Source organism: Micromonospora sp. MH33 (genome assembly GCF_003013775.1).
In the GTDB taxonomy this organism is placed as follows: domain Bacteria; phylum Actinomycetota; class Actinomycetes; order Mycobacteriales; family Micromonosporaceae; genus Micromonospora; species Micromonospora fulviviridis.
This window is the reverse complement of sequence record NZ_MUYZ01000041.1, coordinates 1-25,714: the sequence shown is the minus strand read 5'-3', so window position 1 is coordinate 25,714 and position 25,714 is coordinate 1. Positions and strand designations below refer to the sequence as shown.

General features: G+C 74.6%; 23 protein-coding genes and 1 pseudogene. 8 read left to right on the top strand and 16 right to left on the bottom strand.

Annotation, left to right across the window (positions count from 1 at the left end; all coding sequences use genetic code 11):
• Positions 1-3: 3 nt before the first annotated feature.
• The 3 genes from B0E53_RS09725 to glyA all read right to left on the bottom strand — a co-directional run bounded on the left by B0E53_RS09725 (position 4) and on the right by glyA (position 2,163).
• Positions 4-240 carry an AtpZ/AtpI family protein gene (locus B0E53_RS09725; protein ID WP_107075734.1) on the bottom strand — a complete coding sequence of 79 codons (237 nt, stop codon included), beginning with the start codon at positions 238-240 and terminating at the stop codon, positions 4-6.
• Positions 241-449: 209 nt separating this feature from the next.
• Positions 450-881, bottom strand: coding sequence for a hypothetical protein (locus B0E53_RS09720; protein WP_107075720.1), 432 nt, complete (start codon positions 879-881; stop codon positions 450-452).
• Positions 874-2,163 carry a serine hydroxymethyltransferase gene (gene glyA / locus B0E53_RS09715; RefSeq protein ID WP_107075719.1) on the bottom strand — a complete coding sequence of 430 codons (1,290 nt, stop codon included), beginning with the start codon at positions 2,161-2,163 and terminating at the stop codon, positions 874-876. Before glyA ends, B0E53_RS09720 begins: the two co-directional genes overlap by 8 nt.
• Before the next feature lie 35 nt (positions 2,164-2,198).
• On the opposite strand from glyA, the gene B0E53_RS09710 reads away from it, so the two are divergent.
• On the top strand, positions 2,199-3,668 hold the full coding sequence (locus tag B0E53_RS09710; RefSeq protein ID WP_107075718.1) for an SDR family oxidoreductase: 1,470 nt from the start codon (positions 2,199-2,201) through the stop codon (positions 3,666-3,668).
• A gap of 12 nt (positions 3,669-3,680) precedes the next feature.
• Here the strand turns inward: B0E53_RS09710 and B0E53_RS09705 are convergent, their stop codons facing one another.
• The 4 genes from B0E53_RS09705 to prmC form a co-directional block, all read right to left on the bottom strand.
• Entirely contained in the window at positions 3,681-5,792 is a 2,112-nt protein-coding gene (locus tag B0E53_RS09705; RefSeq protein WP_107075717.1) for a transglycosylase domain-containing protein, read from the bottom strand.
• Positions 5,793-5,904: 112 nt separating this feature from the next.
• Positions 5,905-6,516, bottom strand: a complete 612-nt coding sequence (locus tag B0E53_RS09700; RefSeq protein WP_107075716.1) for a phosphotyrosine protein phosphatase — start codon at positions 6,514-6,516, stop codon at positions 5,905-5,907.
• On the bottom strand, positions 6,517-7,161 hold the full coding sequence (locus tag B0E53_RS09695; protein ID WP_091322297.1) for an L-threonylcarbamoyladenylate synthase: 645 nt from the start codon (positions 7,159-7,161) through the stop codon (positions 6,517-6,519). It lies immediately after the preceding gene.
• Complete coding sequence (gene prmC, locus B0E53_RS09690) at positions 7,161-8,108, bottom strand: peptide chain release factor N(5)-glutamine methyltransferase (protein ID WP_210406012.1); 948 nt, start codon at positions 8,106-8,108, stop codon at positions 7,161-7,163. Before prmC ends, B0E53_RS09695 begins: the two co-directional genes overlap by 1 nt.
• A gap of 72 nt (positions 8,109-8,180) precedes the next feature.
• On the opposite strand from prmC, the gene B0E53_RS09685 reads away from it, so the two are divergent.
• On the top strand, positions 8,181-9,734 hold the full coding sequence (locus B0E53_RS09685; RefSeq protein WP_107075714.1) for a GGDEF domain-containing protein: 1,554 nt from the start codon (positions 8,181-8,183) through the stop codon (positions 9,732-9,734).
• 11 nt (positions 9,735-9,745) lie between these two features.
• Here B0E53_RS09685 and prfA read toward each other — a convergent pair whose 3' ends face one another.
• Together prfA and rpmE are read right to left on the bottom strand one after the other, a co-directional pair.
• On the bottom strand, positions 9,746-10,834 hold the full coding sequence (gene prfA, locus B0E53_RS09680) for a peptide chain release factor 1 (RefSeq protein ID WP_107075713.1): 1,089 nt from the start codon (positions 10,832-10,834) through the stop codon (positions 9,746-9,748).
• 108 nt (positions 10,835-10,942) lie between these two features.
• A complete protein-coding gene (rpmE, locus tag B0E53_RS09675; RefSeq protein ID WP_091262200.1) occupies positions 10,943-11,167 on the bottom strand; it encodes a 50S ribosomal protein L31 in 225 nt (74 codons plus the stop codon).
• 240 nt (positions 11,168-11,407) lie between these two features.
• On the opposite strand from rpmE, the gene B0E53_RS09665 reads away from it, so the two are divergent.
• A complete protein-coding gene (locus B0E53_RS09665) occupies positions 11,408-12,304 on the top strand; it encodes an AAA family ATPase (protein ID WP_107075711.1) in 897 nt (298 codons plus the stop codon).
• 96 nt (positions 12,305-12,400) lie between these two features.
• Here the strand turns inward: B0E53_RS09665 and B0E53_RS09660 are convergent, their stop codons facing one another.
• Together B0E53_RS09660 and rho are read right to left on the bottom strand one after the other, a co-directional pair.
• Positions 12,401-15,853 (bottom strand): phosphodiester glycosidase family protein, encoded by a 3,453-nt coding sequence (locus B0E53_RS09660; protein WP_107075710.1) that lies wholly within the window; start codon positions 15,851-15,853, stop codon positions 12,401-12,403.
• Positions 15,854-15,994: 141 nt separating this feature from the next.
• A pseudogene (rho, locus tag B0E53_RS09655) lies at positions 15,995-17,104 on the bottom strand (transcription termination factor Rho); the annotation flags it as partial.
• A 592-nt stretch (positions 17,105-17,696) separates the two neighbouring features.
• Here rho and B0E53_RS09650 point away from each other — a divergent pair.
• The 3 genes from B0E53_RS09650 to tsaA all read left to right on the top strand — a co-directional run bounded on the left by B0E53_RS09650 (position 17,697) and on the right by tsaA (position 19,907).
• Positions 17,697-18,557, top strand: a complete 861-nt coding sequence (locus tag B0E53_RS09650; RefSeq protein ID WP_146167634.1) for an MEDS domain-containing protein — start codon at positions 17,697-17,699, stop codon at positions 18,555-18,557.
• A gap of 247 nt (positions 18,558-18,804) precedes the next feature.
• Positions 18,805-19,500: a sensor histidine kinase gene (locus B0E53_RS40090; protein WP_210406011.1), complete on the top strand. Its 696-nt coding sequence runs from the start codon at positions 18,805-18,807 to the stop codon at positions 19,498-19,500.
• Positions 19,497-19,907: a tRNA (N6-threonylcarbamoyladenosine(37)-N6)-methyltransferase TrmO gene (gene tsaA, locus B0E53_RS09640; RefSeq protein ID WP_107075708.1), complete on the top strand. Its 411-nt coding sequence runs from the start codon at positions 19,497-19,499 to the stop codon at positions 19,905-19,907. The genes B0E53_RS40090 and tsaA overlap by 4 nt, the downstream gene beginning before the upstream one ends.
• A 46-nt stretch (positions 19,908-19,953) precedes the next feature.
• On the opposite strand, the gene B0E53_RS09635 is transcribed toward tsaA, so the two are convergent.
• A complete protein-coding gene (locus B0E53_RS09635) occupies positions 19,954-20,583 on the bottom strand; it encodes an MBL fold metallo-hydrolase (RefSeq protein WP_107075707.1) in 630 nt (209 codons plus the stop codon).
• A complete protein-coding gene (locus B0E53_RS09630) occupies positions 20,580-21,668 on the bottom strand; it encodes an S-(hydroxymethyl)mycothiol dehydrogenase (RefSeq protein ID WP_107075706.1) in 1,089 nt (362 codons plus the stop codon). The genes B0E53_RS09635 and B0E53_RS09630 overlap by 4 nt, the downstream gene beginning before the upstream one ends.
• Before the next feature lie 132 nt (positions 21,669-21,800).
• Here B0E53_RS09630 and B0E53_RS09625 point away from each other — a divergent pair, with 132 nt between their 5' ends.
• Positions 21,801-22,220 (top strand): hypothetical protein, encoded by a 420-nt coding sequence (locus tag B0E53_RS09625; RefSeq protein ID WP_107075733.1) that lies wholly within the window; start codon positions 21,801-21,803, stop codon positions 22,218-22,220.
• On the opposite strand, the gene B0E53_RS09620 is transcribed toward B0E53_RS09625, so the two are convergent.
• The 3 genes from B0E53_RS09620 to B0E53_RS39215 all read right to left on the bottom strand — a co-directional run bounded on the left by B0E53_RS09620 (position 22,213) and on the right by B0E53_RS39215 (position 24,775).
• Positions 22,213-23,523, bottom strand: coding sequence for an MFS transporter (locus tag B0E53_RS09620; protein ID WP_246835319.1), 1,311 nt, complete (start codon positions 23,521-23,523; stop codon positions 22,213-22,215). The two genes, B0E53_RS09625 and B0E53_RS09620, sit on opposite strands and share 8 nt — an antisense overlap.
• Positions 23,520-24,188 carry a GntR family transcriptional regulator gene (locus B0E53_RS09615; protein WP_107075731.1) on the bottom strand — a complete coding sequence of 223 codons (669 nt, stop codon included), beginning with the start codon at positions 24,186-24,188 and terminating at the stop codon, positions 23,520-23,522. Before B0E53_RS09615 ends, B0E53_RS09620 begins: the two co-directional genes overlap by 4 nt.
• A gap of 68 nt (positions 24,189-24,256) precedes the next feature.
• The gene (locus B0E53_RS39215) at positions 24,257-24,775 is read right to left on the bottom strand and encodes a CapA family protein (protein ID WP_246835318.1); all 519 of its coding nucleotides are present in this window, start codon (positions 24,773-24,775) and stop codon (positions 24,257-24,259) included.
• A gap of 360 nt (positions 24,776-25,135) precedes the next feature.
• Here B0E53_RS39215 and B0E53_RS09605 point away from each other — a divergent pair.
• On the top strand, positions 25,136-25,714 hold a 579-nt coding region (locus B0E53_RS09605), incomplete at its 3' end, for a glycosyltransferase (RefSeq protein ID WP_107075730.1).

The window sequence follows — 25,714 nt, the reverse complement described above, 5'->3', positions numbered from 1 at the left end:
TTCCTAAGTAGGCGTGCCGAGTCGGCGGACGACCAGGATGATCCCCCCGGCCATGCCGAGCACGACGCCGATCCCGGTGGCGATGCCGCCGGTGTCGAGCCACTGGTCGACCAGCCAGCCGATGAAGCCCCACACGAGCATGCCCCCGATGAGGTACGAGAGCGCGGTCCAACCCTGACCGGCACCGGACGGAGTGTCGCCCGGGCCGCCAGCGCTGGGGGGTTTGTGGTCACCGGCCATGACGGGGCGAACGATATCAGTCGAGCCGAAGAGGCTGTGCCTCACCCCCCGCACAACCTTGTTGTGTGGGACACGGGTGGGCGAAGTCGTCTGGAGGCACGCTACTCCCCTCGCGCCACTGAGAGAATGACCGATCGCGGACACACCGGCGCGCGTCCGAAAGCTGGGACGGCGCCGTGATCGACTCCGCAGATGCCCGCGCGTCCTGCTCAGCGTGGCACCCTGCGGGCGTGCACCGTGGTGAGCCACCAGATGTGCACCCCGGTCCAGACCACCACGCCCGCGGCGATGCCCAGGACGAACGGGACCAGCCCCGGCCAGCCGGTCGACGCGACCAGCACCATCACCCCGCCGAGCAGGGTCATCTTGGCGATGTAGACGCCCAACCCGAACGGGAGCACGAGCTGCGGGTCCCGGGCGTCGGCCCAGGCCAGCACGACCGTGGTGACCGTGTAGCTGGCCGCGGTGGCCGCCACCCCGGCCGCCGCGCCGAGCGCGCCGTCCGCGCCCCGGGCCAGCCCGCCGGCCACCGCGGCCACCCCGGCCAGCAGCACCGAGGCGATCAGCAGCACGGGCAGGTGGCGCAGTCGCCAGCCCCGGTCCGCGACCGCCTCCGCCGCGCGCGTCCCGGGCTCAGCCACGGGGGTACGCCGGGAAGGCGCCGACCAGCTCGGTCACGTCGCCGGCGATCCGGCCCAGCTCGTCCGCGCCACCGGGCGACTCCGGGTTGGTGCGCACGGCACGGGCGATCAGCGTGGCGATCCGGCGCATCTCCCCCTCACGCATGCCCTGGGTGGTGACGCTCGGCGTGCCGACCCGGATGCCGGAGGCGACCATCGGCTTCTGCGGGTCGTACGGGATGGCGTTCTTGTTCAGGGTGATGCCGGCGGCGTCGCAGCGCGCCTCCGCCGCGGCCCCGGTCACCCCGGTCTCGCGCAGGTCGATCAGGGCCAGGTGGGTGTCGGTGCCGCCGGAGACCGGCCGCATGCCCTCGGCGGCCAGCCCGTCGGTGAGCGCCCGCGCGTTGCTGACCACCTGGGAGGCGTACGCCCGGAACTCGGGCTGGGCGGCCTCGCGCAGGGCGACCGCCTTGGCGGCGACCGCGTGCATCAGCGGACCGCCCTGGGTGAACGGGAAGACCGCCTTGTCGATCCGGGCGGCCAGCGACTCCCGGCAGAGGATCATGCCGCCGCGCGGGCCGCGCAGCACCTTGTGGGTGGTGCAGGTGACCACGTCGGCGTAGGGCACCGGGGACGGGACGGCCCGGCCGGCGACCAGCCCGATGAAGTGCGCCGCGTCCACCATGAGGTAGGCGTCGACCTCGTCGGCGATCTCCCGGAACCGGGCGAAGTCGATCAACCGCGGGTACGCCGTCGCGCCGCAGATGATGAGCTTCGGCCGGTGCGCGAGGGCCAGGTCACGGACCTCGTCGTAGTCGATCAGCTCGGTGTCCCGCCGCACGGTGTAGCCCACCGGGTGGAACCACTTGCCGGAGAAGTTCACCCGGCTGCCGTGGGTGAGGTGCCCGCCGTGCGGCAGGCCCATGGCCAGCACGGTGTCGCCCGGCTGCACCAGGGCGGCGTACGCGGCCAGGTTGGCGCTCGCGCCGGAGTGCGGCTGGAGGTTGGCGTGCTCGGCTCCGAACAGCTCCTTGGCCCGGGCGATGCCGAGTTCCTCGGCCCGGTCCACCTCGGCGCAGCCGCCGTAGTAGCGCCGGCCCGGGTAGCCCTCGGCGTACTTGTTGGTCAGCGTGGAGCCGAGGGCGGCCAGCACCGCGGGCGAGGTGAGATTCTCGCTGGCGATCAGTTGCAGGCCGCCGCGCAGCCGCGCCAACTCCCCCAGCACCACCTCGGCGATCTCCGGATCGGCGGTGCTGAGCTGCTGGAAGTCCGGCCCCCAGAAGGTGTTCCTCGCGTTCTCCACAGCGAAGGAGTCTACGGAGCCGCAGACTGGAAGCCGTGAGATGCCTCGTCACCGGCGCCACGGGTTACATCGGTGGCCGCCTCGCGCCCCGGCTGCTGGCCGACGGGCACACCGTCCGCTGCCTGGCCCGCAAGGCGGGACGGCTGCGCGACGTGCCGTGGGCGTCCCGGGCCGAGATCGCCGAGGGCGACCTGCGGAAACCGGAGACGCTGCCGGCCGCGTTCGAGGGCGTGGAGGTGGCGTACTACCTGGTGCACTCGCTCGGCCAGCGCGGCTTCGAGGCGGCCGACCGGGAGGCCGCGGCGAACTTCGCCGAGGCGGCCCACGCCGCTGGCGTACGCCGGATCGTCTACCTGGGCGGGCCGGAGCCGGCGGCGGACCGGGAGGTCCCGTCGCCGCACCTGCGGTCCCGCGCGGAGGTCGGCCGGATCCTGCTGGCCAGCGGGGTGCCGGCGGCGGTGCTGCGGGCGGCCGTGATCATCGGTTCCGGCTCGGCCTCGTTCGAGATGCTGCGTCACCTGACCGAGCGGCTGCCGGCGATGGTCACCCCGCGCTGGGTGCGCAACCGGATCCAGCCGATCGCCGTCCGCGACGTGCTGCGGTACCTGGTCGGCTGCGCCGGCCTGCCGCCCGAGGTGAACCGGGGCTTCGACATCGGCGGCCCGGAGGTGCTGACCTTCCAGGACATGATGCAGCGGTACGCCCGGGTCGCCGGGCTGCGCCGGCGGATCATCCTGCCGGTCCGGCCGCTGACCCCGTCGCTCTCCTCCTACTGGGTCGGCTGGGTGACGCCGGTGCCGAACTCGATCGCCCGGCCGCTGGTGGAGAGCCTGGTGCACGAGGCGGTCGCCCGCGAGCACGACATCGCCCGGTACGTGCCCGACCCGCCCGGTGGGCTGACCGGCTTCGACGAGGCGGTGGCGCTGGCGCTGGCGAAGGTCCGCGACGGCCAGGTGGAGACCCGGTGGTCGACCGCGAGCGGGCCGGACGCCCCGGCCGAGCCGCTGCCCAGCGATCCGCAGTGGTCGGGCGGGACGGCGTACACCGACGTGCGGGAGCGGGCGGTGGACGCCCCGACGGCGGCGCTGTGGCGGGTCGTCGAGGGGGTCGGCGGCGAGCACGGCTGGTACTCGTTCCCGCTGGCCTGGTCCGTCCGGGGCTGGCTGGACCGGCTGGTCGGCGGGGTGGGGCTGCGCCGGGGCCGGCGCGACCCGCACCACCTCCAGGTCGGCGAGGCGCTGGACTTCTGGCGGGTCGAGGAGATCGTCCCGGGCGAGCTGCTGCGGCTGCGCGCCGAGATGCGGCTGCCCGGCCGGGCCTGGCTGGAGATGCGCGTCGAGCCGGCCGGCGACGGCCGCAGCCGCTACGTCCAGCGCGCCGTCTTCCTCCCCCACGGCCTCCCCGGCCACCTGTACTGGGCCTCGGTCGCCCCGTTCCACGCCGTCGTCTTCGGCGGCATGGCCCGCAACATCGCCCACGGCGCCGAACGGCCCGGCCCCCGCTGACCCCGGCCGGCGTCAGTCGCCGGTGCGCGGGCTGGTCCGCTCGAAGGCGACGGTCTGGCTGGGCGGGACGAAGTCGAGGGCGGGCTGGTTGCGCAGCGCGTACGCGAGGAGACGGCCCACGGCATCGATCTGGCGGACCTGGACCCCGCCGCCGACGGCGTCCCGGGGGTTGTCCGGGTTCGCGGCGATGGTCGCGACGGAGAGCTGCGGGGTGAAGGCGACCACGGTCTCCGTCGCGTTCCGGTCCGAGCTGCCGGTCTTGCCGGCCACCGGGCGGTGCAGCCCGGGCGCCAGATCCTCGGCGGTGCCGCCGTCGCACCGGCGGTACATCGACTGGTCACCGACCGGGCAGCGGGCCGCGTCGGCCGCCGCCCGGGCCACCTCGGTGTCGAGCACCTGGCGGCAGTCCGGGTTGCCGGCCGCGATCTTCCGGCCGCTGGGGTCGGTGATCGAGGCGACCGGGGTGGGCCGGCACCAGGTCCCCTCGGCGGCCACCGTGGCGTACGCGTTGGCCAGGTCGAGCGGGGTGGTGGCGGAGACCCCGAGGGTGAACGCCCCCCAGTTCTTCGCGCCCTCCCGGGCCAGCTTCGCGTCGTCCGGCGAGCGGAACACGATGCCGAGCCGCTCGGCCATCTCCACCACCCGGTCCGCGCCGACCCGCTCGGTCAGCCAGGCGAAGTAGGTGTTCACCGACCGGCCGAAGGCGCTCCACATGGTCCGGCGGCCGTTCATCCACGACGGGTTGGCGTTCTCCGGGCACCAGTAGCCGCCGCAGCTCGCCGGGCCGCCGTCGATCGGGTAGTCGGTGACGAAGACGCTCTGGGCGTCGAAGTCGGTGGCCAGCGGCAGCCCGGACTCCAGCGCGGCCAGCAGGGCGAAGAGCTTGAAGGTCGAGCCGGCCTGGTAGCCCTCGATGCCCGCGCCGCCGGCGACCAGCTGGTTGACCGTGTTCGGGTAGTTCTGCCGGGCGTCCGTATTCGGTGCCACGCTGTAGTTGCGGTTCACGGCCATGGCCAGCACCCGGCCGGTGCCCGGCTGCACCACCGCGGTCGGCGCGGCCCGCTGGTTGGTGTTCGGATAGATCCGCAGCACCTGCTCGGTGGCCTTGGCCTGCACGTCCGCGTCGAGCGAGGAGACGATCGACCAGCCACCCCGGCGCAGGGTGCGCTGCCGCTCGTCCGCCGTCTTGCCGAACGCGGGCTGGGCGTTCCACCATTGGGTGAACCAGTCGCAGAAGAAGCCCCAGTCGCTGTGCGCGGCGGGCACCGCGGTGCAGTCGTTCGGGGTGGCGCTGGGCTTGAGGTTGAGCTGTTCGGCCTTGGCCCGGGCGGCGTCCGCCTCGGCCACCTGGCCGGTCTCCACCATCCGGTCCAGCACGTACGCCCGGCGGCCCAGCGCCGAGTCGGCGTCGCCGTTGATCGGGTCGTCGGTGTCCGGTGAGCGGACCAGCCCGGCGAGCAGCGCCGACTGGGCCAGGGTGAGCTTGGCCGGCGTGGTGGAGAAGTACCGCTTGCTGGCCGCCGCGATGCCGTACGCGCCGGCGCCGAAGTAGGCGATGTTCAGGTAGCGCCCGAGGATCTCGTCCTTGCTGATCCGGCGCTCCAGGGCCAGCGCGTACCGCATCTCGCGGATCTTGCGGCCGACGGTGATCTCGGTGGCCCTGGCCCGCTGCTCCTCGGTCAGCCGGGGGTCACCGGCCAGCGCGTTGCGGACGTACTGCATGGTCAGCGTGGAGGCGCCCTGCCGGGTGCCGTCCCGCCGGTTGGCCGTGAAGGCGCGCGCCACGCCGCGCACGTCGACGCCGTGGTGCTGGTAGAACCGGACGTCCTCGGCGGCCACGATGGCCTGCCGCATCACCGGCGCCACCTCGCCGACCGGCACGTCCACCCGGTCCTCCACGTAGAAGGAGGTGATCAGGGTGCGGCCGTCACTGGCGTAGAGGTTGGAGCGCTGGGCCGGCTGCGGCGTCTTCAGCGACTCCGGCAGCGCGGCGTAGGGCATCAGGTTCTTGAAGCCGAGGCCGAAGACCAGCGCGGCTGGCAGCGCCGCGGCGGCCAGGGCCAGTCCGGCGAGCACGCCGGCGAGCAGAACGGTGAACAGCTTGTTGAGATGGGCCCGGTTCATCAGCTCTCCCCGCAGGAGCCGGCCGTACGGACCCGTCCAGAATGACCGGAATCGGCGGTTTCGCCGCCATCTTCGGCGGAACGCGCAGGAAGTTCGCGAGAAAGGATGAACCTCAGGGAAGGAGCGCGGCAGCCAGCGGCTGGACGGTCTCCTCGATCTCGTCGGCCACCCGGCTGAAGCACTGGTCGCCCCGACCCCAGGGATCGTCGAGGTCGTCGGTGGGCAGCGCGGTGCTGCCCTGCCGGGCCGCGTCCGCCGCCTCGACCAGCGCCACGCCCCGGGCGTACACCGCCTCCGGGGTGGCCTCCACGGGGGGCAGCCCGGCCCGGTCCACCCCGCCGAGGAGCCGGCCGAACTCACCGAGCACGAAGGTGCGCGCGGCGGCGTCCGGGCGCAGCGCCACCACGTACTCGTGCTGGTCGGCGGTGGCGGTGAGGACCAGGTCGGCGGCGTCGATGAGGTCGGAGCGGAGCCGGCGGGCGGCGAACCCGTCCACCGCGCCGCCGCGCGAGGTCACCTGCCGGGCGGCCGGCGGGTTCATCTCCTCGCCGGCGTGCCAGCCGCCGGTGCCGGCGCTGTGGCTGTGCACCAGCTCGTCCGAACGGGCCGGGTCGACGCCGAGCCGGCCCAGCCGCTCCCGGACGGCGAGCACCAGCAGCCGCTCGGCCATCGGGGACCGGCAGATGTTGCCCATGCAGACGTGCAGGACGGTGAACGGCGGCACTCAGACCCCCCGCTCGTCGAGGATGTCCGGCACCACGTCGCGCAGCTTCTCCAGGCTCACCGCGCCCTGGCGCAGCACCCGGGGCACCTCGCCGGTCAGGTCGACGATGGTGCTCGGCACCGGGTCCGGCGCCGGGCCGGCCTCCAGGTAGGCCCGGACGCCGTAGCCGAGCTGGTCGCGGGCCTCCTCGGCGGTGAGCGCGGCGGGCTGGCCGACCTTGTTGGCCGAGGCCACCGCCATCGGGCCGGTCTCCCGCAGCACCTCCAGCGCCACCGGGTGCAGCGGCATCCGCACCGCCACCGTGCCGCTGGAGTCGCCCAGGTCCCAGGCCAGGCTCGGCGAGTGCTCCACCACGATGGTCAGCGCGCCCGGCCAGAACGCCTCGACCAGTTCGCGGGCGGAGCGGGGCAGCGAGAAGACCAGGCCGTCGAGGGTGTGCCGGGAACCGATCAGCACCGGCGGCGCCTGCCGGGCGCCACCCTTGGCGTCCGCGAGGGCCTTCACCGCGTACGGGGTGAAGGCGTCGGCGCCGATGCCGTAGACCGTGTCGGTCGGCAGGACGACGAGTTCCCCGTTCTTGACCGCCTCGATCGCAGCGGCGATGCCGCGGTCCCGGTCGGCGGGCGACCGACAGTCGTAGAGCATCACGAGGAGCCAGTCTGCCACGCCGGGGCGCGGTCGGCGTGGTGGCCGTCCGCCCGGCGGGACGCGGTCGCGTACCGGGGCCGCCCGACCAGGTCATGGTGCTCCTCGATCCGCTCGTAGCGGCCGTCGGCGGCGAGCAGCGCGGGCACCGCCGTGGCGTGGGTGTCGTCGTGCTCGACGCCGACCACGCCGCCCGGGCGCAGCAGCGCCGCGGCCCGACCCACCACCGGACGGATCACGTCCAGCCCGTCCGCGCCGCCGAACACCGCCTCGTCCGGGTCGTGGCCGGCCACCTCGGGCGGCACCACCACCGACCGGGGCACGTACGGCGGGTTGCAGAGCAGCACGTCGACCCGCCCCACCAGGTCGGCGAGGAGCTCCGGGTCGGTGACGTCGGCGGCGACCACCTCGATCGGCCGGTCACCGGCGGCGGTCCGCTCGGCGGCGTTGCGACGCAGCCAGTCCAGCGCCGCCGGTGACCGTTCCACCGCCACCACCCGGGCCGACGGCAGCTCCTGGGCGACCGCCAGGGCGACCGCGCCGGACCCGCTGCACAGGTCGACGACCAACGGGGCGGGCCACCGGCGAGCCTGCTCGATCCCCCAGCCCGCGAGCAGTTCGGTCTCCGGCCGGGGCACGAACACGCCCGGGCCGACCGCGAGTTCCAGATGCCGGAAACCGGCGGTGCCGGTGAGGTGCTGGAGGGGCTCCCGGGCCACCCGCCGGTCGACCAGCGTGTCGAGGCGGTCGCACTGCGCCGGGGTGAAGCCGTCGGCCAGCGCCAGCCGGCCGCGCGGCACCTCCAGCACGTACGCGGCCAGCAGCTCGGCCTCCGCGCGCGGCGCCGCCACGCCCGCCGCCGCGAGTGCCCGCGCCGCCCGGGCGACCACCAGTGAGGGGCGCTCGCGTTCTGACCCTTCGGACGGGTGTTGCGGTAGGGAGGTCACGACATAATCATGAAGCGTCGCGGGTCACCTCACGAGCGGGTGCGTCCGGACGCACACACAGGGAGGTCGCGAGTGGGCTGGCTCGACCGGGTCGAGGACCAGGTTGACGCCCTCCGGCGCGCCCGGGCGTTGCAGGAGGCCAGCCGTTCGGCGGAGGCGTGCGCGCTGCTGGACCGGGTCATCCGCACCACCGACGACCCGCGCGCGCGGGCGGACGCGCTGGTGCAGCGCCTGTCCGCGCTGATCAATCTCGGTCGGACGGCCGAGTTCACCCGGGCCGTCGAGGAGGCCTCCGCCGCCGTCCGGGACCTGGCCGAGCCGTACCTGCACGGGCACCTCAACGCCCTCGCCGCGCTGGCCGCCCACCACCAGGGTGCGCTGGACCGCTGCGTCACGCACCTGGTCCGGGCGGCCCGGGCGCTGGGCGCCGACGACGACCCGGACCGGGACACCGCCTGGGGCTGGCACGACCTGGCGATGGCCTACTCCTACCTGAGCTTCCACGGCCACGCGCTCGGCGCGATCGAGCGCGCCCGCCAGGTGGGACTGACCGCGGGCATCCCCGAGGAGACCTTCGCCGCGCCCGGCATCCGGCTGCGCAACGCCGTGGCGCTGGACCACAACGGCGACAGCGACGGCTGCCTGCGGGTGCTCCGCGACGTGGCCGGTGACCTCAGCCGCTTCCTGCGCAGCGGCCGGGCCGGGAACCTCCGGCCGAGCAGCCTGGCCGCCTACGGCTACGCCGCCGCCCGTCGGGCGGCGCTCGGCGACCGGGTGGACTCCGGCGGGGACGCCGACCCGGCCAGCCTGCTCGGGCACGGCGGGGACAGCGCCCGCGCCCGCGACCTGCGCCAGCTCGGCCAGGTCTGCCTGGCCGTCGGCGAGGGCCGCCCCATCGAGGCGGTCGCCCGGCTGGACACCATCCGGGTCTCCGACGAGACGCTGGGTGCCGCCGAGGCGCCCCGGCTGCGCAGCGTGGCGCTGGCCCGGGCCGGTGACCACGCCGCCGCGCACCGGGCCGACCGGCACGCGTTCCGGCTGGCCGCGCAGCGCAGCGACCGGCTGCGGGACGTCTACATCGACGGCATCGCCGCCCGGATCGACCACGAGGAGATGCGCCGCGAGGCCGCCCGGTACGAGGGCGAGGCGCTGACCGACCCGCTCACCGGGCTGCCCAACCGGCGCCGGCTGGAGCGCTACATCGGCGCGGTGGTGGCCCGCGGCGAACGGGTGGTGATCGGCGTCTGCGACCTCGACGGGTTCAAGGCGGTGAACACCCGGCACGGGCACCACTCCGGCGACCTGGTGCTGCAACGGATCGCCGGGGTGATCAACCGGGTGATGCGGCGGGGCGACTTCGTGTCCCGCTACGGCGGCGACGAATTCGTCGTGGTGCTGCCCGAGACCGGCATGGCGGAGGCGGCCGAGGTGGCCCGGCGGATACAGGCCGCCGTCCACACCGAGGACTGGGAGTCGCTGGTCCCCGGCACCCCGGTCGGGGTGAGCATCGGCTTCGCCGAGGTCGACGGGGGCACCGGGGTGAGCGTCCGGGAGGCGCTGGGCGCCGCCTTCGAGCTGGCCGACCGGGAGATGCTGCGCGCCAAGGACCGTCTCCGCGCCTGCTGAGCGCGGGCCGGTCAGCGGCGGCTGAGTTCCGTCTCCCCGGCCAAACGGGCCGCCCGGTCGGCCTCGGCCAGCGCGTCGAGCACCCCGTCCAGCTCGCCGGCCAGCGCCAGGTCGAGGTTGTACGCGGTGTAGCCGATCCGGTGGTCGGTGATCCGGTTCTGCGGGAAGTTGTAGGTGCGGATCCGCTCCGACCGGTCCACCGTGCGCACCTGCGCCTTGCGGGCGTCCGAGGCGGCCGCGTCGGCCTGCTCCTGGGCGGCGGCCAGCAGCCGGGCCCGCAGGATGCGCATGGCCTGCTCGCGGTTCTGCAGCTGCGACTTCTCGTTCTGGCAGGAGACCACGATGCCGGTGGGCACGTGGGTGATCCGGACCGCCGAGTCGGTGGTGTTGACCGACTGGCCGCCCGGCCCGGACGAGCGGAACACGTCGATCCGCAGGTCGTTCGGGTCGATGGTGACGTCCACGTCCTCGGCCTCGGGCAGCACCAGCACGCCGGCCGCGCTGGTGTGGATCCGGCCCTGCGACTCGGTCACCGGGACGCGTTGGACCCGGTGCACGCCGCCCTCCCACTTGAGCCGGGACCAGACCCCGTTGCCGCCCTCCGGCACGCCCTTGGTCTTGATCGCCAGGGAGACGTCCTTGACCCCGCCGAGGTCGGAGTCCTGCGCGTCGATCACCTCGGTGACCCAGCCGTGCCGCTCGGCGTAGCGGGTGTACATCCGCAGCAGGTCGGCGGCGAACAGCGCCGACTCCTCGCCACCCTCGCCGGCCTTGATCTCGACGATGACGTCCTTGGCGTCGTGCGGGTCGCGCGGGATGAGCAGTTCGGCCAGCCTCTCCTCCAGCGCCGGCAGGGACCCCGCGATCTCCTCCGCCTCGGCGGCGAAGGCCGGGTCCTCGGCGGCCAGCTCGCGGGCCGCGGCCAGGTCGGCCCGGGCCTGCTCCAGCTCGCCGGCGGCCTTGTGCAGCGGGACCAGCTCCGCGTAGCGCCGGCCGACCCGGCGGGCGGTGCCCTGGTCGGCGTGGATGGCGGGGTCGGCCAGCCGCTGCTCCAGCTCGGCGTACTCGTCGAGGAGGGCGGCCAGGCGCTCACTGCTCATGCTGCGGATGCTCCTTCGACGACGACCGGGCGGGGAGGGATGGAAAGGGCGGAAACGGACGAACGCCCGTGTCCGGCACGGAGCCGGACACGGGCGTCGTCGACGGAGCTACTTGGCCTTCTTGGCCTGAACCTTGGCGTACTTCTGCTGGAACTTCGCGACCCGACCGGCGGTGTCCAGGACGCGCTGCTTGCCGGTGTAGAACGGGTGGCAGGCGCTGCAGGTCTCGACGCTGATCGAACCGCCCTTGGCGGTGCTGCGGGTCGTGAAGGTGTTACCGCAGGAGCAGCGGACCTCGGTGGTCACGTACTCCGGGTGGATGTTGGGCTTCATGTCGCCTCGGTCCTTTCGTCGGTGGTCGCCGGGTCGCCGTCGTGCTTCCCGTCGTCTCGACGGGCTCGGGCGTGAACCGGAACCGGTGGCCGATTGACCAGTGTGCCATGGGCTTCCGCCGACCCGTCGAGCGGGCCGCACACCAGGTCCGGCAGGCGTAACGCTGACCTCCCGGTACGCATTCCCGCGCGTCTCGCGGGCATTCGTGGAGGCGGCAGAGGGATGAACGGGAGGTACGGGATGTTCCGCCTGATCGCCACCCGCGGGCTGCCCGCTTCCGGAAAGACCACCTTCGCCCGCCGGCTCCAGCCCGGCGTGGTCCGGGTCAACCGCGACGACCTGCGCCGGATGCTGCACGGCGAGCGGCTCTTCACCCAGTGGGCGGAGGGGCAGGTAAGCCGGGCGCAGCGGGCCCAGGTGGAGGCGCTGCTGGCGGCCCGGGTGAGCGTCTGCGTGGACGACACCAACCTGCGCTCGCGCACGCTGCGGGACTGGGCCGAGCTGGCCGCCCGGCACGGCGCGGCGTTCGAGGTGCACGACTTCACCGACGTGCCGCTGGAGGAGTGCCTGCGCCGGGACGCCGCGCGCCCCGAGGCCGACCGGGTGGGCGAGGCGGCGATCCGCCGGCTGCACGAGCGCTACCTGGCGAACCGCCCGCTGCCGCTGCCGGTGCCGACCGCCCGGACCGGCGGCCCGGCGCGGGTGGAGCGGGAGGCCGCCGAGCGCCCTGACATCGTGCTGGTCGACATCGACGGCACGGTGGCGCTGAACGTGTCGCGCAGCCCCTACGACATGACCCGGGTCGGCGAGGACGCGCCGAACGAGGCGGTGATCGCGGCGGTGCGGGCCATGCACGCGGCCGGGCACGGGGTGGTCTTCTGCTCTGGCCGGGACGCCACCGCACGGGGCGACACCGAGACCTGGCTGGCCCGGCACGTCATGGTGCCCTACCTGGCGCTGCACCTGCGGGCCGTCGGGGACCACCGAAAGGACGCCCTGGTCAAGCGGGAAATCTACGAGCGGGAGATCCGGGACCGGTACCGGGTGGTCGGTGTCTTCGACGACCGGCAGCAGGTGGTCCGGATGTGGCGGTCGCTCGGCCTGACCGTCTTCCAGGTGGCCGAGGGCGACTTCTGACGCCGTCCGCCGGCGGGCCCCTCCCCCAGGTCGAGGAGCCCACCGGCGGCGCCACCGGCCGGGAGCGCGGACGCACCTTCCGCACCCCCGGGCCGGTCAGGCGGCGGGCGCCTCCGCCGCCGCCGTGAGGGCCACCGTCGCCTCGGCACGGACGCCGTTGACGGTGACCACGAGCAGCACCTGCCCGCCGGGGCGCAGCGCGGTCAACTGCCCGGTCGCCGGGTCGAACCGGGCCACGTGCCAGGGCTTCACCCCGCCGGCGGCGCCGATGTGCAGGTTCGGCGAGCCGGACCAGTCGGCGCTGACCGGGGCGGCCACCGGGACGGTGCGGCCGGCGGGCTGGGTGAGCGTGGCCGTGACGGCGGCCGGTGCGCCGACCGCGACCTCGGCCGGGGCGGCCAGGGCGAGCCGGTCGACGTGGGCGTGGAACTCCGCGGCGATCCAGCGCGGCCCCTCGGCGAGCGGGTTCCGGCGGGCCCGCTCGGCCTCCTGCGGGGTCACCGGGTCGACGCCGAACTCGGTCCAGCCGGTGAAGCCGCCGAGCTGGGCCGGGGTGGACGGGTCCTTGCCCGAGTTGCCGTTGATCACGTACGGCACGCCGTCCACCCGGCCGGCGTGGAACGTGCCGACGTGCCCGTTCACCATCAGCGCGCCCTTGCCGGTGCGGTGCTGGAAGTCGGCCAGCCACTGCTCCACGAGGGCGGCCTCCTTCCGGTCGCCGAGCTGGCTGGCCTTGGCCGGGCTGGGGTCGCGGGGCGGGTGGTGGAAGAGCACCGTGACCGAGCCGACCGCCGGGTCGGCGGCAGCCGCGTCGAGCGTCTTCCGCAGCAGCTCCACCTGGTCGAACCCGCCGCCGCGCAGCGAGCCGGTGGCCGTGCTCAGGGTGACGAACCGGGTGCCCTGGTGGTCGAAGACCCGCGAGGTGTCCCCGAACACGCTCCGGAAGTTGCCGATCGGGGCGCCCATGATCTCGTGGTTGCCGGGCACGTAGTAGTACGGCAGTTCGCCGCCCAGTTCCTCGTCCAGGATCCGCTTGGCCAGCGCGAAGTCCGCCGGGTACGCGGTGTCCACGAAGTCCCCGTCGATGACCAGGAAGTCCGGCTTCGCCGCGCGGATCTCGCGGAGCGTACGGCGGGCCTGGGCGACCAGGTCGCTGTCCGGGTTGGCGGCCACGAACTGGGCGTCGGACATGACCGCGAAGCGCCAGGGCGCACCGTCGACCGTGCCGTCACGCAGCACCACCCGGTCGGTGATGTTCGGCTCCTCCGGCGCGTGCGCCGTCGGGGGCACCCGGGCCACCAGGTCGTCGATGACCACCTCGCTCTTGTACTGCTTTGCCGGGTCGGTCTCGGCCACGTAGAACCGGCGCACCCGGACCGGGTACTGCACGCCCGCCGGGACGGTGAACTCGACGTACCGCCAGCCGGTCCAGGTCAGGTAGGGGCCGCGCAGCACGAACTGGGTGTCCTGGGCGTCGTGCAGGTGCAGGCTGGGCCACTCACCGGTGCCGTTGCCCTTGATCCACATGCCGAACGCCTGCGGCTGGCCGGGCACCTCGATCCAGGCCGGCGGGTCCGCGTACGCGGCGCGGGTGCCGGTGGACTGGCTGAAGTCGTACGACATCTTCAGGCCGGTGCCGGTGTGGCCCGGGGCCGGTGCGACCGCGCCGCTGGCCCGCGCCTGGCTGAACTTCCAGGAGGCGGCGTCGTCGAAGCCCGCCACCGGCACGTCGGTGAGCCCGATGGTGACCGGGAGCACGGTGGTCTTCGCGCCGACCCCGACGGTGACCAGCGCGGCGCCGGTGCCGCCGAGCGCCCGGACGGAGAGGTTGCCGTTGGCGGTGGGGGTGACGGCGAGCAGGTCGTGGTCGTACTCCAGTTTCAGGTCGGCCGGCTCGATCGGCGCGGTGTTCCCCTCCGCGTCGTAGCCGACCACGCCGAACAGTCCGGTGTCGCCCTGCTGGTTGAGGCCGAGCCGGTCCACCGTGGAGTCGACGCGCTCCAGCGGGCCCAGCACGGTCAGGTCGAGCGTGCCGCGCGCCTCGTCGCGCCAGGCGGTGACGGTGCTGCGGCCGGGCCGGCCGGCCCGGAACACCCCGTCGTCCACGGTGCCCTGGGCGGCCGGATTGGCCCGCCAGTGCGGCGTGCCGGCGGCCGGGCCGTACGTCTCGTCGTAGCCCGCGGCGGTGAGCCGGCGGGTGAGGCCGGGGAAGACCCGGTCCGGCCGGCCGCCGCGGATCGGGGCGACGCCCGGCGCGGCGGTCGGGTCGCTTGCGGTCTCCAGCCAGTAGCCGGTGAGCCGGCCACTGCCCTGCGGCGCGTAGATGGCCAGGCCGTTCGGCACCGGCCGCTCGCTGCCGTCGGAGGGACTGTTCTCCACCTGGACGGCCGCCGCGCCCGGCTCCCGGGCCAGCAGCGTCGAGGAGCCGCCGCCGTCGAGGTTGAGCGCGCTCCACGCGCCCAGCTCGACCATCATCCGGCCCATCTCGGTCTGGGTGACGCCCCGGCTGTCCACCTGCCGGCCGTCCACCGTCAGCATGATCATCTTGCGGCCGTCGGCGGAGAACCCGACCGAGGTGCGCGGGGCGAGGCTCTGGTCGGCGATGCTCTGCACCACGCCGTCGCGGACCAGCACGCTGCCGCCACCGACCGCGGCGCGCGGGCTGCTGCCGTCGGACGCCTTCGGCCGCCAGGTCAGGTCGACCGGGTCGCCGGGGCGCAGCGCGGCGAGGGCGTCGGCGCCGGCCTCCCGGCCGAGCAGCACCGTGGTCCCGGCCGGGATCGGGCCCTCCCCCGCCGTGCCGGCCACGGTCGCGACCCGGCCGCCGGTCACCGTCACCTCGGCCACCCGCGCGGCGCCCTCCACGGCCCGTTTCCTGGTGTACGAGCCCCAGAGCGGGGTGAAGACACCGACGCCGTCGCGCTGCACCATGTTGTTGAACTGGGTCAGCGACACCGGCCCGGCGGGCAGGGCCGCGGTGCCCTCGAAGCCGACCTGGATGACCCGGCCGAGCCCCTCGGCGCTGATCGCGGCGGCGTTGGTGTGCCCGGCGACCGGCGACTGGACCAGTTCGCCGGAGCGGATGCCGATGCCCTGCGCCGCGCCGGAGTTGTTGATGTCGAAGAAGTCGCCGTTGACCGCGGCCACCGCCCGGGAGCGGTCCACCGCCGCGCGCAGCGGCTCGTCGCGGGTGACCGCGCCGGAGTTGACGTAGTCGACGGTGACGCCGCCGGAGAGGTCGGCGGTGAGGGCGTCGGCCCGCAGCCAGCCGTCGGCGTCGTACCGGTCGAAGGAGGTCAGGTCGAGTCCGGGGGCGACCGGACGGCTGGTCTTCGCGGTCTCCAGGCCGCCGGCCGGCTCCACGCCGGCGTCGTTGGCGAGGGCGATCGCGGAGTCGGGACGGGAGGAGGCCGCCGGAGCGTCCTCGGCGGGGGTACGCGGCTCGGCCGCGGCCGCCGCCGCACCGGGCGAGACCGGAGCGGTGAGGGTGAGCAGCGGCGTCAGCAGCAGGACGCCGGCGAGACGGGCGGATCGACTGCGGATTCGCATGGGCCACAGTCAACCCGAGACTGAACAGAAGTTTCAATACCCTCCGGCTTAACCGAAGAAAAACTTCATCCGCTCGCCGCCCCCGGTACGCGGAGAGGGGCACGGCCCGCAGGCCGTGCCCCTCTCCGCCAGGTACTCAGCTCACTCGCCCGGAGTGGACTTCGCGATCTGCATCAGGAACTCGATGTTCGTGCGGGACTGCTTGAGCCGGTCCAGCAGGAGGTCGAGCGCCGCCTGCGAGTCCAGCGAGTGCAGCACCTTGCGGAGCTTGTGGATGATCGCCAGCTCCTCCGGCGCGAGCAGGACCTCCTCCTTGCGGGTGCCGGAGGGGTTGATGTCGATCGCCGGGAAGACCCGCTTGTCGGCGATCTTCCGGTCCAGCTTCAGCTCGGCGTTGCCGGTGCCCTTGAACTCCTCGAAGATGACCGTGTCGGCCATGGACCCGGTCTCCACCAGCGCGGTGGCGAGGATGGTCAGCGAGCCACCGTTCTCGATGTTCCGCGCCGCGCCCAGGAAGCGCTTCGGCGGGTAGAGCGCGGTGGAGTCGATACCACCCGACATGATCCGGCCGCTGGCCGGCGCCGCCAGGTTGTACGACCGACCGAGCCGGGTCAGCGAGTCCAGCAGCACGACCACGTCGTGGCCCAGCTCGACCAGGCGCTTGGCCCGCTCGATCGCCAGCTCCGCCACCGTGGTGTGGTCCTGCGGCGGACGGTCGAACGTGGCCGCGATGACCTCGCCCTTCACCGACCGCTGCATGTCGGTGACCTCTTCCGGCCGCTCGTCGACCAGCACCACCATCAGGTGGCACTCCGGGTTGTTGCGGGTGATCGCGTTCGCGATCGCCTGCAGCACCATCGTCTTACCCGCCTTCGGCGGCGAGACGATCAGCGCCCGCTGGCCCTTGCCGATCGGCATCACCAGGTCGATGACCCGGGTGGTCAGGATGTGCGGCTCGGTCTCCAGCCGCAGCCGCTGGTACGGGTGGACCGGCGTCAGCCGGTGGAAGTCCGGGCGGTAGCGCGCCTGCTCAGGGGTCGTTCCGTTGACGGTGTCGACCCGGATCAGCGGAGCGTGCCGGCCCTTGCTGGGTGTGGTGGCGACCGCGCCGGTGACCAGGTCGCCTCGGCGCAGGCCGTACCGGCGGAGCTGGCCGGCGGTGAGGTGGGCGTCGGCGGCGGAGGGCAGGTAGCCGTCCACCCGCAGCAACGCGTGGTCGTCGACCGTGTCGACGATGCCGCTCACCGGGAGCGGCGCGGAGGTGTCGTTCATCGAGTGCCTTTCGATTGGTGCCGGTCCGGTCCCCGATCGGGACGGACGAAGGAGGGATGGTTCGAGGCCGGCGGCTCGTCCCGTCGGATCCGCCGGGCGACGGGCTCAGGGCCCCGCACGGCTCGCCGCCCAGCAGGGGCAGGGGCGATCACCGGGGCAGAGGCGATGGCTCACGGGCCGAACAGCTCGCCGCCTCGCGTGGGCAACGGCGACGGAACACCGCCCGTGAGGGCTCGCGGCACCAGGAGGCCAGGAACTGCGTGCGGGCCGGCCGAGGCGATGCCGGAAAACGGACGCCGGGGGCCGGTCCCGCCGGGGTCCGTGTCGGTTCGGGCGGGCAGAGCCGGCGTGCGGGCGGTGGGACGTGTGCTGGCGGCCGGATCGGTGAGGTGCGCCGGGCGAGCTGCCGCGTCGGGGAGAGCGGACTCCGGGTGGCGCGGTGCGCCGGCATCCGGGTCGTTCGCCAGGTTAACCCCGCAACGCCGTCGCCGGCAAGCGGATCGCCGCCGGTTCGGTCGGAACCCGCACCGGCGTTACAGTGAGGGACGCGCCGACCGGGAAGGCCAGCACCGTGACTGCTACGACCGTGGTCGACCAGGTCCACCCTGGCGACCACGTCTGTTGGACGCACGACGACGAGGGTGCGGCTCTCGACGCCGTCGGCCACTTCGCCGCCACCGGCCTGCGCCTCGGTCACAAGGTCGTCTGCTTCACCGAGACCTCGCCGCCGCAGGCGGTGCGCGCCCGGGTCGACGCCGTGGGCGTGCCGACCGAGGCCGCCGTGGCGGCCGGCCAGCTGCGTATCGTGCCGGCCGTGGAGGTCTACCCGACCGGCGGCCGGCCGACCCCGGAGACGATGGTCGCCACCGTGGTCGACGAGGTCGACCGCGCGCGGCACGAGGGCTACCCGGGAATCCGGCTGAGCGGTGACATGACGTGGGTGCTGCGCAGCGGCACGACCCTGGACGACCTGCGCCGGTACGAGACCGCGCTCAACCCGCTCTTCCTGGACGCCCGGGTCGCCGGCCTGTGCCTGTACGACCGGCGGATCTTCCCGGCCGACGGGATGCGCGACATCGCCGCCGCCCATCCGGGCACGGCCGGGCCGGGCACCGCGCGGACCTGGGTGCCGCTGCTGCGGGTGTACCGGACGACCGACCCGCCCGGGTTGCGGCTGGTGGGGCAGGTGGACCGGAGCAACCGGGAGGCGTTCACCGCGGTGCTGCACCACGTGACGGCCGATCAGCCGGCGGCGGGACGACCGCCGGTGCTGGACGTCTCCGAGCTGAGCTTCGCCGACGTGGGCGCCGCCACCGCGCTGGTCCGGGCGGACCGGGCCAACGCCACCGGCATCCGGCTGGTCGGGTGCCGGCCGGCGCTGCACCGGCTGCTGCACCTGCTCGGCGGCGTGTCGGCGGAGCACGCGGCATGAGCGCACCCGCCGGCCCGGCACCGGCCGAGTTCCGTCACGAACTGGCCTTCTACACCGACGCGGCGAGCCTGCTCGCGGTCACCGTGCCGTTCGTCCGGGCGGGACTGGCCGCGGGCGATCCGGTGCTGGTGGCCACGCCCGGACCACAGCTGGCGCTGATCCGCGCGGCGCTCGGCGCGGCCGGCGACACCGTCGGATGGGCCGACATGACCGAGGCCGGGCGCAACCCGGCCGGATCATCCCGTGGGTGCTCCAGGCGTTCGCCGACCGGCATCCCGACCGGCGGGTCCGGATCATCGGCGAGCCGATCTGGGCCGGCCGCACCGCCGAGGAGTACCGGGCCTGCGCCCAGCACGAGGCCGCGATCAACTGGGCCTTCGCCGGCCGCGCGGCGAGCATCCTGTGCCCGTACGACGCGGGACGGCTCGAGCCCGGCGTGCTCGCCGAGGCCCGCTGCACGCACCCGCTGCTGGTCGACGGCGACGGGTGCCGCCCCATCGCCGGCTACGCCCCGGCGGCGGTCACCGAACGGCACAACAAGCCGCTGCCCAGCCCCGCCGAGCAGGTCGCCGTGCTCCGCTACGACCTGGACACGCTGCCGCAGGTCCGGCGGTTCGTCGCCGAACAGGCGGTTGCCGCCGGGCTGGCCGCCGACCGGGTGGCCGACCTGCAGATCGCGGTCACCGAGCTGGCTACGAACAGCGTGGCGCACGCCGGCGGCGCCGGGACCGTCGAGGCGTGGTGCACCGACCGGCACCTGGTGTGCGAGGTCCACGACGACGGCTGGCTGGCCGACCCGCTCGCCGGCCGGCTCGCACCGGCGCACGACGGCATCGGCGGGCGGGGACTGGTCATCGTGCACGCCCTGTGCGACCTGGTGCTGGTGCACACCACCGCGGCCGGCACCACGGTCCGGCTGCACATGCTGCGGGAGGCCCCATGACGGGAACGGAACCGGCGCTGCGCGCGGTCGGCCGGGTCGAGTCGCCGCTGACCGATCCGGCGGCGGCGCCCAAACAGGGCGACGAGGGGGCGCCGGAGGCGTGGCTGGTCTTCGACGCGGCGTACGCCCCGGCGCTGGACGGGCTGCGGCCCGGCGCGGACGTGCTGGTGCTGACCTGGTTGGACCGGGCCCGGCGGGACGTGCTCGTGGTGCACCCGCGCGGTGACGTGTCCCGGCCGGAGACCGGGGTGTTCGCCACCCGCTCGCCGCACCGGCCCAACCCGATCGGGCTGCACCGGGTGCGGGTGCTCGACGTGGACGGCGTACGGCTGCGGGTGGCCGACCTGGAGGCGGTCGACGGCACCCCCGTACTCGATGTGAAGCCGGTGCTCGACGGCGAGCGCTGAGGCCGGCGACGCCCGGCCGGGCCGGTGACCCGGCCGGGTGGTCGGCTCAGTGCCCGCGGGCGATCCACTCGTCGAGGTGGGGCGCCTCCGCGGCGATGGTGGTGTCGTCGCCGTGTCCGGTGTGGACCACGGTCTGCGGCGGCAGGGTGAACAGCCGGCTCCGGATCGACTCGATGATCGTGCCGAAGTCGCTCCAGGAGCGGCCGGTGGCGCCGGGACCGCCGGCGAAGAGGGTGTCCCCGGTGAAGACCGCGCCCAGGTCGGGGGCGTAGAGGCTGCACGCGCCCGGGCTGTGGCCGGGGGTGTACAGCACCCGCAGGGTGGTGCCGCCGACCTCGACGGCCTGCCCGTCGGTGAGCTCGCCGTCCGGCGGGGTGTCCGGGTGGACCAGGTCCCAGAGCACCCGGTCGGCCGGGTGCAGCAGCACCGGCGCGCCGGTGGCCCGGGCCAGCTCGGGCGCGACCCGGACGTGGTCGTCGTGGGCGTGGGTGGCCAGGACGGCGACCACCCGGCGGCCGCCGATCAGGGCGCGGATGGCGGCGACGTCGTGCGGCGCGTCGACGACCACGCACTCGGCGTCGTCGCCGACCACCCAGACGTTGTTGTCGACGTCGAAGGTCTGCCCGTCGAGGGAGAAGGTGCCGGAGGTGACGGCGTGGTCGACGCGGGCGGTCACGGGAAGACCACCACCGACCGGAGCACGTCGCCGTGGTGCATCCGGGCGAACGCCTCCTCGACCTGGTCGAGCGCGATCTCCTCGGTGACGAAGGCGTCCAGGTCGAGGCGGCCCTGCCGGTACAGCTCGGTGAGCATCGGGAAGTCGCGGCTGGGCAGGCAGTCGCCGTACCAGCTGGACTTGAGGGCGCCGCCCCGGCCGAAGACGTCCAGCAGTGGCAGTTCGATCCTCATCTCCGGGGTGGGTACGCCGACCAGCACGACGGTGCCGGCCAGGTCGCGGGCGTAGAAGGCCTGCTTCCAGGTCTCCGGGCGGCCCACCGCGTCGATGACCACGTCGGCGCCGAACCCTCCCGTGGCGGCGCGGATCGCCTCGACCGGGTCGTCGTCGGAGGCGTTGACGGTGTGCGTGGCGCCGAACTTCCGCGCCCAGTCGAGCTTCCGGGAGTCGGTGTCCACCGCGATGATGGTGGTCGCCCCGGCCAGGGCCGCGCCGGCCACCGCCGCGTCGCCGACGCCGCCACAGCCGATCACGGCCACCGAGTCGCCCCGGGTCACGCCGCCGGTGTTCATGGCCGCGCCGAGGCCGGCCATCACCCCGCAGCCGAGCAGGCCGACGGCGGCGGGCCGGGCCGACGGGTCGACCTTGGTGCACTGGCCGGCGTGCACCAGGGTCTTCTCGGCGAACGCGCCGATGCCCAGGGCGGGCGCGAGTTCGGTGCCGTCGGTCAGCGTCATCTTCCGCGTCGCGTTGTGGGTGTTGAAGCAGTACCAGGGACGGCCCCGCCGGCAGGCCCGGCACTGCCCGCAGACCGCCCGCCAGTTGAGCACCACGAAGTCGCCGGGGGCCACGTCGGTGACCCCCTCCCCCACCTGCTCCACGATGCCGGCGGCCTCGTGGCCGAGCAGGAACGGGTAGTCGTCGTTGATGCCGCCCTCGCGGTAGTGCAGGTCGGTGTGGCACACCCCGCAGGACTGGACGCGGACCACCGCCTCGCCCGGCCCCGGGTCGGGCACCACGATGGTGGTGACCTCCACCGGCGCGCCCCTGCGCCGCGACACGACTCCCCGGACTTCCTGGCTCACGGTGGCCTCCTCAGTTCGCTTCGAGGCGAACCTACCGCCGATCATCGTCGGCGGCCCACCGTTGAGGGGCGGTTATCCGGCGCGTCGTGGGGTACGCGGGGGCCCGGTTCGCCAGCACCGACGGGAGTGATCATGAAGTTGACCCATGCGCCGCTTCGGCTCAGCATCGGCGCGTTCATCCTGAATTCCGGGCTGTCCAAGCGGACTCTGGAGGGCGAGTCCGCCGCCGGCATGCACGGCATGGCGGTGGGTGCGATCCCCCAGCTGCGGCAGTTCCCGCCGGACCAGTTCGCGAAGCTGCTCTCCCGCGCCGAGATGGCACTCGGCGCCGCGCTGCTCACCCCGTTCGTGCCGTCGCTGCTGGCCGGCGCCGGGCTGACCGCCTTCGGGCTCGGCCTGGTGCAGCTCTACCTCAAGACACCCGGCATGCGGGAGGCGAACAGCCTCAAGCCGTCGCAGGCCGGCATCGGCCTGGCCAAGGACAGCTGGCTGGTCGCCGCGGGGCTGACGCTGATGCTGGACTCGCTGGCCCACAAGCGCCGGTTCACGTGACCGGACCGGCCACGGCGGCGGACACCGGCACGGCATCCGCGGCGTAGCGGCGGCGGGCGGCGTTGCGGTAGCGCAGCACCTGCACCGCGCCGAGCGCCCAGAGCAGGTACTGCACGGCGAACGCCCAGCGGAACGCGGACAGCGGCGGGGTGCTCCGGCCGGCCGGGGTCGCCAGGTCGAGCACCACGCCGACCGCCAGGATCAGCAGGATCGAGGCGACGAAGCCGCCCACGTTGACGATGCCGGTGGCGCTGCCGATGCGGTGCACCGGGTTGAAGGTGCGCGCGTAATCGAAGCCGATCACCGAACCGGGGCCGTTGACCGCGAGGACCACCACGAGGGCCACCAGCAGCCCGTGCGGGGCGCGGCCGGGCCAGGCCAGCACCACCGCCCAGACCGCCGCGGTGGCGGCGGTGATGGCGAAGACCACCGCCGAGCGGTGGAAGGGGTGCCGGGCGCACAGGTGCGCGACGACCGGACCGCAGACCAGGGTCACCACGGTCATCAGGGTGAGCAGGGCGGCCGCCGCGGTGGGCGGGAAGCCCTGCCCCTGCACCAGGAACGGGTAGCCCCAGAGCAGGGCGAACACCGAGCCGGAGAACTGGGTGACGAAGTGCGTCCAGAGGCCGAGCCGGGTGCCGGGCTGGGCCCAGGCGTCGGCGAGCTGCCGGCGTACGGCGGCCAGGTCGGGGGCGAGCGCGGTGGTGTGCTCGGCGTGCGGGGTGTCCCGGACCGCGACGAGCACCAGCAGCAGCACGGTCGCGCCGAGCGCCGCCGCGGTGAGGAAGGCGGGCGTCCAGCCGGCGTGGTGCAGCAGCGCCACCAGGGGTACGGCGCCGAGCACCGCGCCGAGCTGCCCGATGGTGCCGGTGAGCTGCACCAGCAGCGGGTTGCGCCGGCCGGGGAACCAGAACGCGACGATCCGCAGCACGCTGATGAAGGTCATCGCGTCGCCGAGGCCGACGAGCACCCGGGCGGCGACGGCGAGCCGGACGTCGGTGGCGACGGCGAAGCAGAGCTGCCCGGCCACCATGAGCGCGGCGCCGGCGAGCAGCAGCCGGCGCGAGCCGAACCGGTCGAGCAGCACCCCGACGGGGACCTGCATGGCCGCGTAGACGGCGAGCTGGGCGACGCTGAAGGTGGCCAGCGCGGCGGCGCTGATGTGGAATCGGTCCGCCGCGTCGACCCCGGTGACGCCGAGCGAGCTGCGGTGGAAGACGGCGGCCACGTACGCGGTGACGGCGACCGCGAAGACCAGGGCTGCGGAGCGGCGCGGGGCGACCCTTGGGATGGCGCCGCTCACCGCAGCGTCCGCAGCACGGTCGCCGCGTTGTCGATGTGCGCGCCGACCGCGTCGAGCCAGGCCCGCGGGTCGTCGCCGTCGAGGGCGGCGAGCTGGCCGGCGTGCTCGGTGAGGGCCACCTCGGCCCAGCCGGGCGACAGCCGGAAGCTCGCCTCGCCCATCCGCAGCTGCCGGTCGCGCAGCCGGTGGTACAGCTCGGCCAGGATCTCGTTGCCGGCCGCCTCCACCACGGTGGCGTGGAACGCCCGGTCGGCGGCCATCAGCGCGGTGACGTCGCCGGCGGCGTGCGCCCGGCGCATCTCGTCGAGCCAGCGGGCCAGGTCGCCGCGGATGGCGGCCCGGCGCGGCCAGACCTGTTCGGCGGCGTGCAGCTCGACCAGGCGGCGGGCCTCTACGACGTCGGCGATCTCCCGGGCCGAGACCGGCCGGATCAGCGCCCCGCGCTTGGGGTAGAGCTTGACCAGGCCCTCGGCCTCCAGGCGCAGCAGCGCCTCCCGGACCGGCGTCCGGGAGACCCCGGTCGCCTCGGCGATCTCCCCCTCGCTGACCAGCAGCCCGCCCGGGTAGACCTGCTCCAGGATGGCCCGCTTGAGGTGCTGGTAGGCCCGCTCGGCGGCGGACGGCGCGGCCGACCGAGCGCCGGACACCGGGGTGGGATGCGTCATGTATCTATGGTGCGCCCCGGCCGGGCGGGCCCCGCCGCCGACCGCCGCGAACGTGGCTCGGGCCACTGTCAGCGCAGCGTGAGCACGCCCTCGGGGGTGCGGATGAAGCGGGTGCCGGAGGGCCGGCCGAGGGCATCGAGGAGATCGGCGAGCCAGCCGGCCTCGGCGGGTGTGGCGGGTTGCAGGCGCATCCGGCGCATCCGGACCGGGACGAGGCGCAGCCGCCGCAGCTCGCCGGTGGCGGCGTCGAGGGTGGGCAGGTGCAGCAGCCGCAGCTCCGGCCGGTACGTCTCCTGCCCGCCGATGCCCTCGTAGTCGTCGATCAGGTCGCCGCAGCCGTAGAGGATCAGCCGGCCCCGGTAGCGCTCGACCGGGCGGGGATGGTGCGAGGAGTGCCCGTGCACGACATGCACCCCGGCGTCGACCAGCGCGTGCGCGAACTCGACGTGCTCGTCCGGCACCTCGTGGCCCCAGTTGCTCCCCCAGTGCACCGAGACCACCACCAGGTCCGCCGGGCGGACGGTCCCGGCGATCCGCTCGGCGAGCGCGCCGGCCGTGGCCGCGGACACCTCCGGCAGGTACGCCACCCCGGGCCGCCCGTCCCGTGCCGCCCAGTGCGGGCGGTCACCGCCGTCTCCAGGTTGACGATCCGCGCGTCCGGACGTTCCGCGTCGAGCATCCGCAGCGCGTCGCCCCACGGCCACTCCGGCGGGGCCGGTCGCGGCACCGGGCCGGCCACCGACTCGGCCAGCGCGACGTACCGGCGGGCGTCGGTGACCAGTTCCTCCCGCAGCGCGGGCGACCCGGGGTGGGGCAGGACCTGGTCCACGCCGCGCCCGGTCATCACGTCACCGGCGAGGAAGAGCGTCACCTCGGCCATGCCGGGGATGTTCCCGCCGTTCGCCGCGCCACGCGTGAGTCCGGCCGGCCGGGGTACCGGGGCGGCCATGACGACCGACGTGACGATCGTGGTGGCCACCCGCAACCGGCGGGAGCAGTTCCTCGCCCTGCTGCCCCGGCACACCGCCCCGGTGATCGTGGTGGACAACGGATCCGAGGACGGCACGCCGGCCGCCGTGGCCCGGGAGTTCCCCCGGGCCCGGGTGGTGGAGCTGGGCCGCAACGCGGGCGCCGGGGCGGCCCGCAACGTCGGGGTGGGGCTGGCCCGCACGCCGTACGTGGCGTTCGCCGACGACGACTCGTACCGGGCGCCGGGCGTGCTCGGCCCGCTGGGCGCCGAGCCGGACGCGCCGGGGCCCACCGTGCTCGGCTTCCTGGCCTGCGCCGTGGTGCTGCGCCGCGACGCGTACCGGCAGGTCGGCGGCTTCGCCGAGCGACTCGGCACGTACGGCGAGGAGGCGCTGCTCGCGATGGACCTGGCCGCGGCGGGCTGGAACCTCGCGTACGTGCCGGAGCTGGTGGCCCACCACCTGCCGGTGCCGGCCGGACGCGACCCCGGGGCCCGCCGGCGGGCGGAGGCGCGCAACCCGGTGCTCACCGCGGCGCTGCGCCGGCCCGGGTCGGTG

Coding starts and splice junctions, on each gene's coding strand:
- B0E53_RS09725 (WP_107075734.1), bottom strand. CDS start 240: ATGGCCGGTGACCACAAACCCCCCAGCGCTGGCGGCCCGGGCGACACT.
- B0E53_RS09705 (WP_107075717.1), bottom strand. CDS start 5,792: ATGAACCGGGCCCATCTCAACAAGCTGTTCACCGTTCTGCTCGCCGGC.
- B0E53_RS09695 (WP_091322297.1), bottom strand. CDS start 7,161: ATGCTCTACGACTGTCGGTCGCCCGCCGACCGGGACCGCGGCATCGCC.
- prfA (WP_107075713.1), bottom strand. CDS start 10,834: ATGAGCAGTGAGCGCCTGGCCGCCCTCCTCGACGAGTACGCCGAGCTG.
- rpmE (WP_091262200.1), bottom strand. CDS start 11,167: ATGAAGCCCAACATCCACCCGGAGTACGTGACCACCGAGGTCCGCTGC.
- B0E53_RS09665 (WP_107075711.1), top strand. CDS start 11,408: ATGTTCCGCCTGATCGCCACCCGCGGGCTGCCCGCTTCCGGAAAGACC.
- B0E53_RS09660 (WP_107075710.1), bottom strand. CDS start 15,853: ATGCGAATCCGCAGTCGATCCGCCCGTCTCGCCGGCGTCCTGCTGCTG.
- tsaA (WP_107075708.1), top strand. CDS start 19,497: ATGACGGGAACGGAACCGGCGCTGCGCGCGGTCGGCCGGGTCGAGTCG.
- B0E53_RS09625 (WP_107075733.1), top strand. CDS start 21,801: ATGAAGTTGACCCATGCGCCGCTTCGGCTCAGCATCGGCGCGTTCATC.
- B0E53_RS09615 (WP_107075731.1), bottom strand. CDS start 24,188: ATGACGCATCCCACCCCGGTGTCCGGCGCTCGGTCGGCCGCGCCGTCC.